Source organism: Komagataeibacter sp. FNDCR2, assembly GCF_021295395.1.
Taxonomy (GTDB): Bacteria; Pseudomonadota; Alphaproteobacteria; order Acetobacterales; family Acetobacteraceae; genus Komagataeibacter.
Map to the genome: position 1 here is coordinate 41,438 of NZ_JAIWOU010000003.1, position 12,525 is coordinate 53,962.

12 protein-coding genes are annotated in these 12,525 nt (G+C 58.9%); 9 read left to right on the forward strand and 3 right to left on the reverse strand.

What is annotated here, in order from left to right; all coding sequences use genetic code 11:
- Positions 1 to 31 precede the first annotated feature (31 nt).
- Positions 32 to 1,054: a flagellar basal body P-ring formation chaperone FlgA gene (gene flgA, locus LDL28_RS14990; protein WP_233059470.1), complete on the reverse strand. Its 1,023-nt coding sequence runs from the start codon at positions 1,052 to 1,054 to the stop codon at positions 32 to 34.
- Between the two features lies 1 nt (position 1,055).
- Positions 1,056 to 1,841 carry a flagellar basal-body rod protein FlgG gene (gene flgG, locus LDL28_RS14995; protein ID WP_025811490.1) on the reverse strand — a complete coding sequence of 262 codons (786 nt, stop codon included), beginning with the start codon at positions 1,839 to 1,841 and terminating at the stop codon, positions 1,056 to 1,058.
- A 367-nt stretch (positions 1,842 to 2,208) separates the two neighbouring features.
- Between flgG and LDL28_RS15000 the strand changes: the two genes are divergently transcribed.
- From LDL28_RS15000 to LDL28_RS15010, 3 genes are all read left to right on the forward strand, one after another.
- On the forward strand, positions 2,209 to 2,952 hold the full coding sequence (locus LDL28_RS15000) for a flagellar hook basal-body protein (RefSeq protein WP_233059471.1): 744 nt from the start codon (positions 2,209 to 2,211) through the stop codon (positions 2,950 to 2,952).
- Positions 2,953 to 3,057: 105 nt separating this feature from the next.
- Positions 3,058 to 4,602 (forward strand): flagellar hook-associated protein FlgK, encoded by a 1,545-nt coding sequence (flgK, locus tag LDL28_RS15005; protein ID WP_233059472.1) that lies wholly within the window; start codon positions 3,058 to 3,060, stop codon positions 4,600 to 4,602.
- Between the two features lie 20 nt (positions 4,603 to 4,622).
- On the forward strand, positions 4,623 to 5,717 hold the full coding sequence (locus LDL28_RS15010) for a flagellin (protein ID WP_233059473.1): 1,095 nt from the start codon (positions 4,623 to 4,625) through the stop codon (positions 5,715 to 5,717).
- A gap of 133 nt (positions 5,718 to 5,850) precedes the next feature.
- Here the strand turns inward: LDL28_RS15010 and LDL28_RS15015 are convergent, their stop codons facing one another.
- Positions 5,851 to 6,531, reverse strand: coding sequence for a hypothetical protein (locus tag LDL28_RS15015; RefSeq protein WP_233059474.1), 681 nt, complete (start codon positions 6,529 to 6,531; stop codon positions 5,851 to 5,853).
- Positions 6,532 to 6,650: 119 nt separating this feature from the next.
- Between LDL28_RS15015 and LDL28_RS15020 the strand changes: the two genes are divergently transcribed.
- The 6 genes from LDL28_RS15020 (at position 6,651) to motA (ending at position 12,500) form a co-directional block, all read left to right on the forward strand.
- Entirely contained in the window at positions 6,651 to 7,484 is an 834-nt protein-coding gene (locus tag LDL28_RS15020) for a DUF1217 domain-containing protein (protein ID WP_233059475.1), read from the forward strand.
- Between the two features lie 128 nt (positions 7,485 to 7,612).
- On the forward strand, positions 7,613 to 8,992 hold the full coding sequence (gene fliI / locus LDL28_RS15025) for a flagellar protein export ATPase FliI (protein WP_255663301.1): 1,380 nt from the start codon (positions 7,613 to 7,615) through the stop codon (positions 8,990 to 8,992).
- Positions 8,992 to 9,411: a flagellar FliJ family protein gene (locus LDL28_RS15030; protein ID WP_233059476.1), complete on the forward strand. Its 420-nt coding sequence runs from the start codon at positions 8,992 to 8,994 to the stop codon at positions 9,409 to 9,411. Before fliI ends, LDL28_RS15030 begins: the two co-directional genes overlap by 1 nt.
- A gap of 176 nt (positions 9,412 to 9,587) precedes the next feature.
- The gene (locus LDL28_RS15035) at positions 9,588 to 10,352 is read left to right on the forward strand and encodes a hypothetical protein (protein WP_233059477.1); all 765 of its coding nucleotides are present in this window, start codon (positions 9,588 to 9,590) and stop codon (positions 10,350 to 10,352) included.
- 18 nt (positions 10,353 to 10,370) lie between these two features.
- The gene (locus tag LDL28_RS15040) at positions 10,371 to 11,486 is read left to right on the forward strand and encodes a flagellar motor protein MotB (protein WP_233059478.1); all 1,116 of its coding nucleotides are present in this window, start codon (positions 10,371 to 10,373) and stop codon (positions 11,484 to 11,486) included.
- A 132-nt stretch (positions 11,487 to 11,618) separates the two neighbouring features.
- Positions 11,619 to 12,500 carry a flagellar motor stator protein MotA gene (motA, locus tag LDL28_RS15045; protein WP_233059479.1) on the forward strand — a complete coding sequence of 294 codons (882 nt, stop codon included), beginning with the start codon at positions 11,619 to 11,621 and terminating at the stop codon, positions 12,498 to 12,500.
- The last annotated feature ends 25 nt before the right edge of the window (positions 12,501 to 12,525 follow it).

Genomic DNA, 12,525 nt, shown 5'->3' on the forward strand with positions numbered 1-12,525 from the left:
TGGTCAAGGGAGTTCTCCAGATCATTCTCGGTTACCGGAGCGATAAATTCGCCCGCGTATTTGCGCGGCTGGATGTGGCCAGGCGGCGTAACATGTTCGGATCGGAAGGAACCGCGGCCGATCCGGTCTCGATCTCGATCTGTGATGGCCCTGCCACCCGGCCGGTAACCACCATATTGCTCGACAGATTGAGGGCACGTACGTATTGACCGGCCCCGCCATCTTCCAGGGCCTTTCCCGTAGCCGTCAGGCGAATTCCCGGCACAATGAAAACGATCAGGATGGGATCGCCCTTATGCATGAGTATGGTCCGATGCAGATCCCGGTCCAGAACGGGTTCCCCTGCGGTGACATCATGCAGGAGCGTCATGCCATCCACCTCGGTTTCATCGGTGAATATTCTTCCCGATGTGTATTCGGTGCTGGACTCCCCGATGCGTACGTCCTGTGGTGAAATCACCGCCCCTGCGGCCAGGGGGTGGGAGAATACAAGCGTGGTCTGTGAGGCATGCACGGTCCCGATCAGGAGGAATGAATCCTGCGTGACATCCCCGATAGGATGCGTCCGGTAGATCGTGGCGGAAAAGCGCCCGGATTTCTGGTCCCAGTCAATATCCGTCATGATGACCGGATTGCGATCATCCGGCGCGACGATCAGGGGATGAAAATCGACAAGATCAACGGAAACGGGACCGCTTCCGACGTCAGGCACGCTTTTCCTTATGAGATCGATAAAGAAATCCTTGTCCAGAACCCGGCCTGAACGTGTGATTGTCGCAAGAGCCGATGGCGACTGGTCCAGCCAGTCAACGCCATACTGATCGGCAATGGCGATCAACTGCCGACCGCCCACATGGATGCTGCCACCCGGGGCCGGGGCCGGCCCAAGCACGCGGTCCTGACCGGGGTCCAGATCAGCAAACAGATCCGACAGTTTTACGTTGTCGGTGGTGACGACAGTGGTGTTTCGCAGCGTTGCCGCCGATCCGCCCGAAATGTGTAAAGTCACGATGCCCGCGGCGATCGCTACGGCGATTGCTGCCCGCACGCGCATGTTATTTCAGGTTTGTCAGCGTCTGAAGCATTTCATCGGAAGCGGTGATGACCTTGCTGTTCATTTCATATGCACGCTGGGCGGTGATGAGATCCGTGATTTCGGTCACCACGTTGACGTTGGATTCCTCGACAAAGCCCTGACGGATCGATCCAAACCCCGTACTCTGCGGCGTGCCGGTAATCGGATCACCGGATGAGGTCGTGGCTTCGAACAGGTTCTGACCCATGGCGGCCAGACCATTTTCATTCTGGAAGGTGATAAGCTGGATCTGACCGGCAACCTGCGCCGTCGTCGTGCCCGATACGGTGTACTGAACCTGTCCGGTCTGGTCTACCGTGATGTTTTCGGCATTGTTCGGCAGGGAAATATCGGGGCTGAGGGGATAGCCGTCAGCCGTGACGATCGTGCCATCATCCGAGAGGGAGAAAGTCCCGTCACGGGTATAGGCGTACTCACCCGAAGGCAGCGTCACACGGAAATAGCCCCGGCCTTCGATAGCCAGGTCAAGCGCGTTGCTGGTCTGCTCCAGCGTGCCCTGCTCATTGATCCGGTAGATGCCTGCGGTGCGGACACCCAGGCCGATCTGCGCGCCAGCCGGCACAAGGTCACCGGTATCGGAGCTCATGGTTCCGACGCGGCGGAGATCCTGATAGATGAGATCCTGGAACTCGGCGCGGCGGCGCTTGTAGCCTGTGGTCGTCATGTTGGCGATATTGTTGGAAATCGTCTCAACATTCGCGGTCTGGGCCTGCATGCCCGTACCGGCGATATCAAGGGAACGCATCATGGGCGGACAGGCCTCCGGGGTGTGCTGCACTTATCATGGCCATCCATCGCGATCAGCGGCGATAAAATGACATGCCATGCATATATAGCCGGATCACATCCGCGCCATGCATGCTTGAGATACAGGTAAAACCACGTTACGGTCATGGCAAGGCATTTTCTGAAAAGATAGGTTACCGGACTGGCGCCGGCAGGGTATGGATATGCATGCATGCGTGGAATCTTGCCGTTGCGACGCTGATCCAATATTATCGGACCGATCGCCGGACTTTCACGGTGCGCCCGTCATGGGGCGATGGCCGGGACGGGCTGGTGTGGTGACCGGCCGCTTGTCGTAAACGCGTGCCCTTGCTGGAGACAGACACTTGGAGAACACGACATATATCGCCCTGTCGCGTATTGATACGCTGACACGTGCTCTCGATGTGGCCGCTTCGAACCTGGCCAACGCCAATACGGACGGGTTCAAGGCGACACGGCAGATTTTCTCGGATTACCTCGTCCACCAGAAGGGCACTCATGAAGTGCCCGGAGGCCGGGAAGAGGCATTCACGCAGGATAAGGCCACCTACCAGGATCATCTGCAGGGGGCATTGCGGCAGACGGGAAACCTGACAGATTTCGCCATCAATGGTGAAGGCTACTTCTCCGTGCGTACGGCGCAGGGCGTACGGTTGACCCGTAACGGGCAGTTTCACCGCCGGGTGGATGGAACGATTGTCGACGGGGCCGGAAACCCCCTTCTTGACCGGCAGGGCCAGAATATCGTCGTCGCGCGGCAAGATGACATCGTGTCGGTTGCGTCGGACGGAACGATGTCGACCGAGGATGGACGAATCGCGAATATCGGTATCGTAACCGTTGACAACCTCAACACCCTGCAGCCGGAAGGGTCCTACCTGCTCAAGCCCACGACCCGTACCCATGCCGTGGCCCAGACGGAAATACGGCAGAGAATGCTTGAGTCCAGCAACGTGAATTCCATCAATGAGACCACGCGGATGGTCGAGATCCAGCGTGATTACGACCTGAATTTCCAGCTTGTACAGACGGAATCCACCCGTTACATGAATGCGATCGACAAGATCACCGCCGAACCGAGTTCCTGAAACACCACCAGAATGCAATAGGTCTTGTAATCACCCTTAACGCCCGGCATACATTGTTCTGGTTACATGGGAATACATGGCCGTGACCGGCGTGCGGGGAAAGACATGGATCTGGGATCATCGCTATCAATAGCCAATAGCGGACTGAGCGCGATTGATTACGAGCTGTCCGTAACGTCCCAGAACGTCTCGAATTCGGGAACGTCAGGGTATGTCAGCGAGACGGCGAATGTGTCCTCGGCCGTGGCGGGTGGCAGCGGGACAGGCGTCCATGTCGCCGCGACGACGTTGAACGTGAACAATGCCCTGCAGACCGCCCTTTACGGCCAGAATGCCCAGGTCGCCGCATATACGGCGACAAGCAACTCGCTGGCCGCCGTATCGGCCCTGCAGGGGTCGACATCGGCGGATTCAGGCAGCACGGATACGCTTTCTGACCTGCTTGGTAATGTGCAGAGCGCCCTGACAACACTGACCTCGACCCCGCTGGACAGTTCCGCCCAGGCCGGTGTCGTCTCCAGCGCGCAGTCCCTGACCTCCTCCATCAATACACTTTCCACGACCTACACACAGCAGCGCCAGACCGCGGAAGACAATGTGGTCTCGACGGTCTCCACCATCAATTCCGATCTGACGAACATCGGCGCGCTGTCCAAGCAGATCATGAGCCTCAAGGCGACTGGCGCGGATACGGCCGATCTCGAGAACCAGCGCCTCGGGATCATGACCGACCTGTCATCCGAACTGTCGGTGACATTCTCTGAAACATCGAATGGCGACATGATTGTCCGGACGGCGGACGGGACCGAACTTCCGACCCGCCCGGACCAGATGGGGCAGAGCGATACGAGCGTCACCCTTCCCAGTTCCACATGGCCCCTGTCCACGTCCGATGTTTCCGTCACATCGGCGGGTTATTACAGCACCGGGGATTCCTCTTCGCAGATTCCCGGGATTACGCTGGGGGGCAAGGATATCACCTCCCACCTTACGGGCGGGACGCTGGGGGCGAATATCACACTGCGTGATGTGACCTATCCGCAGATGCAGGCCCAGCTTGACTCATTCTCCTCCACGCTGGCCACGCGGTTCAACAGCGCCGGGCTTGACCTGTTCACGGATGGGACCGGGGCGGTGCCGTCGACCAATACGACGCAGGAAACGCCGGCTGGCATTGTTGGCCTGTCATCAACGCTGAGCGTCAATTCATCTTATGTGAATACCCCTTCATCGCTGACAACAGACAGCAGCACAGGGGCGACGGGCGATGTAACAGCCGTGACCAAAGTTCTGAGCACGGCATTCGGAACCAGCACGGATGATGTGAGCGGCAGCCTGGCGGCGCCGTCTTCCGATCTGGGGCCGACAGGCTCGCTGTCCACCGGATATTCAGGTACGCAGGGTCTGCTTGCCCTGGCCACGTCCCTTACTTCCAATCAGGCTTCAACCATTGCGCAGGCCAGTGATGGTCTGACCTCTTCCACATCGGTCCAGACGACGTTGCAGACCAGTGTCTCCAATGTTTCCGGCGTGAACGTGGATGATGAAATGTCCAAGATTGTCGCACTGCAGAATGCCTATACCGCCAATGCCAAGGTCATAACTGCCGTACAATCGATGTTCACCGCACTACTCGACGCTATCGACTGAGCGGACAGGGGAAGACAGTCATGAGTACTTCTATAGGGCAGTATGGTGATTCCGGCGCGTTTCGTATTCTCGACGCCGGGATCGATAGTATGACACAGACCCAGGAGAACCTTTCATGGGAGACGTCAGCGGGGACGCTGTCGGAAACCTATGCCGGGCTGGGCTCGAACCGGACGTCCGCCCTGAGCATCACGCCCCAGATTACGCAGGTTGAAGCCTGGCAGAACAACGTCACCAATGCGCAGAACAGCCTGACCGTTTCAGCTACCGCAGTCCAGCAGATCGTTTCCCTGGCCCAGAACCTGAACACGAATATCCTCAGTATCACCGGGTCATCCTCAAGTTCCACGATCTCGGATATTGCGACCCAGGCCCAGTCCGCGCTGACGGACCTCGGTGCCACGCTCAATACCTCAGACGGTACGGGGTATGTTTTTGCCGGACAGGATTCAACCGAACCCCCGCTCACCAATGCCAGTTCGCTTGCAAGCGGGTCACTTGCGACGGCGATCTCTGCGGCCGTCAGCACGCTCGGCACTTCTGGCGCATCATCCGTCATGACCGCGGCTACAGATGCGGCGAACAGCAATATAGGTTCGGTTTTCTCCTCCAGCCTGACCACCCTTTCCGGGGATGAAACGATTGCCGAAAAGGCGGCCTCGCTCCAGAAATCGGTCCTGACAGGCAGCAATACAGCAACCGAAGTGGGGATAGTCGCGACACAGGGGAGCGGTCTGACTTCGACCTCGCCCTCCACCGGATCTCCCATCTATGACCTGATGCGTGATATGATGGTTGTCTCTTCCATGTCTGGAATGTCGAGTTCGACCAGCGGCTATTCCGATCTGGTCAGTCAGTTGCACACATCCCTGCAGAGCACGATTGCACAGCTGACGGATATGGAATCGTCCGTCGGTGTGACGCAGGATAACCTGACTTCACAAACGACCCTCCTGTCCAGCATGCAAAGCATGATGACAACGCAGCTTTCCAATGCAAGGGATGCGGATATTGCTGCGGTCGCGACGCAGACATCCGCCCTCAACACCAGATTGCAGGCATCCTATACCCTTGTTTCGGACATGAAGAGCATGTCGCTTGCGGACTATATCTGATAATCCGGCTTATCCCGTTTCCTGATCAGAAAGGGAACAGGCGGCCAAGGATTTTCAACATGGCGCCCCCTCCCGCATGGCCGGAGAGGGGCGTAGGCACCGGACAGGCTGATTTTCCTTCCGGGTGCCTGCTTTACCAGTATCCACCGATCACATGGCGTGGCTGGTTTCCGCCCGGATCGGCGTTGGAAGACCATGCGCTCCAGTCCCACAAAGCCGTATCCCGCCTGTTTTCTGCCGCCATCTCCCGCAGATCCAGCAGAAACTGTGCGGATTTCTTCCCTTTCGAACTGGACGCGCTGACCAATCCGGTCAGCGTCCGGTACGCGGCTTCCGATCCCATATAGACGCAGCCACATCCGATTGGATCAGCGTAAAGATAGATCAGCCCCGTGGGAGAAGGACGATATGTAACCTGCCCCGGGGGCAGCGTGTTCATCATGGCATAGCGCGCGGTCGTATCCGCCGTATGGGCAATGAACCCGGCCCGTGACAGTGTCATTCCCTCGTCCAGATAGGGTTTTGCTGGCGCCCCGCAACCCGCCAGGCTGATGGTGAGTAGCGCTGCCATGGCCGATGTCATGTAGCGCAGCGGTTTCCCGGCCAGGCTGTCGGAACACTTCTGTGGTTTGGTCTGGCTGTTGGGCATGCGGGAAATGGGCCTTGATCTGGTCGGCGGGATCGCTGTCAGGAAACAGGCATCTGCTCCCACGACATGGGCTGGCAGGATACGGTAGTGGAGAATGAATAAAAAGTCCTGTCTGGGCGCGGCATAGGGGCAGGCCCGCTCCCCGCCGCCTGTGATTGCCGCCATGCCTGAGGTCTGTGTTCCCCTGGCGCTGACTATGTGATAGGAACAAATAAAATTTGCATGCTGAATTTTCGCCAAAGCGTCGGGTACTGCGTGCGGACCACGAATGAAGGATTGAACTGATGAGCATCAGCAATGTCTCTCCGGTGTCCCTGTATCTTACCGCCGAGAAGGATGAGGGTACTGCGGCAGCGACCTATGCAAAGACGGATGCCACGGTTACCCACGAAATCTCCAGCTTCGAGAAGGAAGCGCCCTCCATCACATCGGCGGATGGCCTTCTCAAGAATTATTCGGCATTGCAGGTGGTTCTTGGCGCCTATGGTCTCGGTTCCATTTCCGGGGAGACGGCGCTGGTCAAGGATCTGCTGACACAGGATCCCACCTCTTCCAAATCGCTTGCGAAATCATCGGGTAATGCCACCTGGCTCGCTTTTGCCGATGCGTTCAGCACATGGGGATCAAATGGCGGAACGGCGAGTGCGACGCCGTTTACGTCGGATACGATCAGTTCGATCGTATCAAAGTTTGAATACACCCAGTACGAAGACGACGATCAGAATCAGGATAGCGGGGTAGGCAACGCGCTCTATTTCACCCGTACGATGACCAGCAGTAAAACGCTGTCACAAATCATGTCGGATCCGACACTGCTGAAGGTGGTGGAGACGGTTTCCGGTTACGATCCTGACCAGTTTGGTGTGCTTGATTATAACGAACAGGTCGCCCTGCTGAAGAACAAGGTCAACCTGACGGACTTCTCCACCCCTGATGGAATCCAGAGATATGCCGAGCAGTATCTCGCCATGCTGCAGATCAATCCGCAGACACCGGATAAGCCGACAACCATGCTGGATCTGTTCGGTGGGGATAACAGCGATGAAGGAATCATTGCCTTGTTTAACACGAACGGTTCCTCGTCCTCATCCGGCAGCATGTATTCCGGGCTCTTTTAAGTTTTGAATTACGGGACTGACATACCCGGACAGGGATTTGCAGGCTTCCGGGGCAGGCACGCCCCATGAGTGAAGAACCAGTCGCCGCATCTCCATTTGCCGAGGTAATGGCCGGTGTTCCCGGTATTATGGAAGCCATCCGCGGCGCCGTGGCCACGCCGCGGCATGATGTGCCCGTCGGGGTGCTTGAAGGTCAGGTGACCGGGCTTTCCGGCTTATCCGTGTCTCTCAGCGGCCTGGCGGACTTTACCGGGGTGGGCGATCGCGTATCCATCCTTGGTCTGGACGGGCGTGAAACCGATGCGGAGATCGTCGCCTTTCGTGGTGAAACGGCCATTGCCATGCCGTATGGATCGCTGGAAGGGGTCGGTTCCGGTTGCCGGGCAACATTCAGCCTGTTCGATCCGGCCGAAAGGACACGCCGGGCCGGGGGCACCCTGCTTGTCAATGATGGCTGGCAGGGCCGGGTTATAGACCCGATGGGCCGCCCCGTGGATGGAAAGGGGCCGCTGCCCCCGGATGGAACGCCGCAACGGTTGCATGCCCCCCCGCCCGAGGCCGCGCGTCGGGCGCGGCTTGGCCCACGTATTGACCTTGGGGTACGCGTCCTCAACCTGTTTACAACCTGCCGCCAGGGACAGCGGCTTGGGCTGTTTGCGGGCTCCGGTGTGGGCAAATCCACCCTGATGGGCATGCTGGCCCGGTATACGGCCTGTGATGTCGCGGTTATCGCCCTGGTGGGTGAACGTGGCCGGGAGGTCCGGGAATTCATCGAGGATGATCTCGGGCCCGAGGGGCTGGCCAGATCGGTCGTTGTTGTCGCGACCTCGGATTCATCCCCGCTGATGCGCCGGGAAGCCGCCTATACCGCCATGGCCACGGCTGAATATTTTCGCGATCAGGGCAAGTCCGTACTCATCCTCATGGACAGTGTCACCCGGTTCTGTCAGGCGCTGCGCGAAATTGGCCTGTCATCGGGTGAGCCCCCGGCTACCCGTGGTTATCCCCCAAGTGTCTTTGCCGAACTGCCCCGCCTTCTGGAGCGCGCGGGCCCCGGTGCCGTCGGCCCGGATGGAAAGGCCGGGCAGATCACGGCCATGTTCTCGGTTCTGGTTGAAGGTGATGACCACAACGAACCGGTTGCCGATGCGGTGCGCGGTATTCTTGATGGCCATGTCGTCATGGAACGCCGGATCGCGGAAGCAGGCCGCTACCCGGCGGTCAATGTCCTGCGCTCCCTGTCGCGAACCGTGCCCGGATGCAACTCGACCGAGGAAAACAGCCTCGTGCAGGAAGCGCGGGCCGACCTTGCCACCTGGGATGAAATGCAGGACATGGTCCGTCTGGGCGCCTACCGTGCGGGTAACGACCCCAAGGTGGACAAGGCCATTCGCGTGGCACCCGCCATTGAGGATGTGCTGAAGCAGAACCGTAACGAAAGAGCCACGCTGGCCGAAAGCTTTGATGCACTGGCCCATGCCCTTTCACCGCCATCCCCGGCATCGTAATGGACGCCAGAACACGGGCGTTACAGGCCCTGATCCGGCTCAGGCAGACAGAAGTGGATCAGGCGAAAAGCGCATTGTCCGAAGCGATGGGTAAGGAAAATGCAGCCATCGCCCATGTGGAAAGACAGCGCGCACTCATCGAAAGCGAGCGGGTCAAGGCCGCTTCCGGGCAGGTCTCGATGGATGATTTCCGCGTATGGCTGCCATCGGGAAAGGAAGCCGTCCAACAGGCCGAACATGCGCTGATCGCCGTCCGTCAGGTATCCGACCAGGCGCGTGAGGCGCTCATACAGGCCAATGCGGCCCAGAAAGCCGCCCAGGCGATCATGGACAGGCGGCTGGAGGAAGAAAAGGAAACCCTTGCCCGCCGCGAGCAGGCCGAGATCGACGATCTTTCCCGACGCAACAAAATGACCTAACCGCCAGTCCTTTTCCCGTTCCCACCCCTTAAGGCTGCCTTATTGCGGCCCCCGACTGGTTTGATCCTTGAGAAAGTGGAAAGCGCCCGCTATCGCTCTCTTAAAAGAGAGCGCAATATAATCGTATTTGGGGGCAATCCGATTATATCGATGGCCAGGAGCAATTGGGAAAGTACATGCAACAGACACAGCAGCCGGATGCGAAGATATTTATCGCCACACCATGTTTCGGTGGCATGGTCACACAGGAATACATGGAATCCATAGTCGCCTGCGCCAGCGTATTGCAGGTTCCGATGACCCTCTCCCTGCTGGGTGACGATGCCATGATCTCCCGGGCCCGTAATACCCTGCTGCACAAATTCCTGGTGCTGTCCGACGCCTCCCACATCCTGTTTATCGATGCCGATATCGGCTTCCCGGCGGAAGCGCCCGCCCGGCTTCTGGCGGCCGACAAGGATCTCATCGCCGGCCTGTATCCGATCCGGGACCGGTTCTGGGACAAGGCGACGCAGGAAAACATGCTGCATGGCGAATCACAGGAAACCGCTTCCCTGCGCTACGTGGGTGAGACCGAAGCCATGCACCAGACATGGGAGAAAGGGCCCCTGGTCAAAACCCATTACGCCGGGACGGGCTTCATGATGATCAGCCGCAAGGCGGTCTCCATGATGGTCAAAAGCTATTCCGAAACCGCGTACCGGCGTATCGACGCCCCCGGCAGCGAGGGAGACGGCCTTTACCATGCCCTGTTCGATGGCAGCATCGACCCCGATACCGGAACCTATCTGAGCGAGGACTTCACCTTCTGCCGCCGCTGGCGCGAAATCGGGGGAGAAGTCTGGGTGGATACTTCCATCTCCCTGACGCATGCTGGACGCGCCTCATTCCGTGGCAACCCGTCATGTCGTGTAGGTATGGCACAATACAAGGGCGCATGAGACTGCGGATAGCACCACATGGCAAAAAACGATAACCATCCCGTCATAATCAAACGGGGTGATGACGAAGAACAGGGCGGGCACCACGGGGGCGCATGGAAGATCGCCTACGGTGATTTCATGACCGCCCTCATGTCGTTCTTCCTTGTCATGTGGCTGCTCAACGCAACCACCGACGAGCAGCGCGCGGGCATCGCGGCCTTCTTCAATCCCATGGCGGAAAAAGGGGCGCATCTCCAGTCCACGGATGCGATGCTTGACGTTGATCCTTCCCCCCTTACGGGGGGGACTGTCGTCCGGCGCGTCATAGATGGCAAGACGGTGGAACCGGAACAGAACGGCGACAAGGGGGGCCGTGACTCTCAGCAGACCTCGCTGCCGGGGGGATCGGATTCCGATGACATCACGCGCGGCCTCAAGACGCATCTTACGCCTTCCTCCCCCGCGATCATACCGATCGGGGGACCACAGAGCGGCGCCGCCAAAAGCGTAGGCTATGTTGGCGCGGAGAACCCGGTGGCGGCGGCGTACGAACAGTCCAGGATCGAGCAGATGGCCGCGGGCCTCCAGAAAGCGGTCCAGGAAAATCCTGAACTCAAGGCATCCGCTCCCAACATGTCCGTTCATGTCGAACGTGATGACATCCGCATTGAACTGCATGACGCCAGCAACGCGCCGATGTTCGATAACGGATCGGCCGCCCCCAATCGTCTTGGCAGCCAGATGCTGGCGCAGATCGGCGCCTGGCTTGCGTCCATGCCCGAACGCATATCCATTATCGGTTATACCGATGCCGCACCCTACCGGGACGGTAGCAGCAGGTGGGGCATGTCCAACTGGACCCTCTCCGCGCTGCGGGCCGATCATGCCCGTGAAGTGCTGGTGCGCTCCGGCTACCCGGACCGTAACATTCTGGATGTGTCAGGCCGCGCGGACAGGGATCTGGCCATCCCATCCGATCCCTCGGCCGCCGGGAACCGTAGGGTCGTGATCATCCTGCACAAACGCTACCCGGACCCGGAAGCCAGTATTACGCCCGATATCACTCCCAGCCCCCTTCCGGCACCGGCACCGGCACCGGCACCGGCACCGGCACAGCCTGGCGCGAACGCGGGCGCGGGAACGCCAAAATAAACAGGGCCGACACCCGGCAACATGGGGGTTCCTTACTATCAAAGCCGAAAAATGTTGCGTAGAAAGACTGTAAACCGCCGTTGGGGGAACCTCTGCCATGCGGCCCAAGTGGATGAAAGTGGAGACTGCTAAATGCTTTTCCTCGGGGGGCTCTTCTTTGCGCTACTCTGTGTCTTCGGCTCGTTTGTAGCATCCGGTGGGGCACTGGCGCCCTTAGCCAAGTCAATGCCCTTCGAATTGCTGACGATCGTCGGCGCGGCCCTTGGAATATTCGTGATGGGCAATTCCAAGGAGGCGCTCAAGCAGGCGCCCGGCTACCTGAAGCTGACACTCCACGGCGCGCGGTATGACAAGGCGGCCTATCTTGAACTGCTGGTCACGCTTTTCCGTTTCACGCGCCTTGCGCAGGCCAAGGGCAACATGGCGCTGGAAGAGCATATCGAGAACCCGGCGGAAAGCAGCATCTTCGCCATGTCCCCCAGCGTTCGTGATGATGTGGAAGTCCGCAACATGATCTGCGACTATCTTCGTCTGGTCAGCCTCAATATGGGTGACGCCTACCAGCTGGACGAGGTGATGGCGCGTGAACTCAAGAAAAACATCACGGAAAAGCTGCATATGTCGGAATGCCTGCAAAGCATCGCGGATGCCCTGCCGGCACTGGGCATCGTGGCCGCCGTGCTGGGCGTGATCAAGACGATGGCGTCAATCAGCAAGCCCCCCGCCATTCTGGGCGCCATGATCGGTGGCGCCCTGGTGGGTACCTTCCTCGGCGTGCTTCTGTCCTATGGTGTCGTGGCCCCACTGGCGGGAAGGATGCGCGATGTGATAATGCAGGATGGGCGTTATCCGGATATCATCAGAATCGTTCTTGTGGCCCATCTGCAGGGTAATCCGCCACAGGTCAGTGCTGAAATCGGGCGCAAGGATATACCACACGCTTTCATGCCCACGTTCAGTGAACTTGATTCCATTCTTTCGGAATCATCAAACCCGCCGACAGGAACAGCCTGACCGGATGGGGATGCAGCCAGGAGCA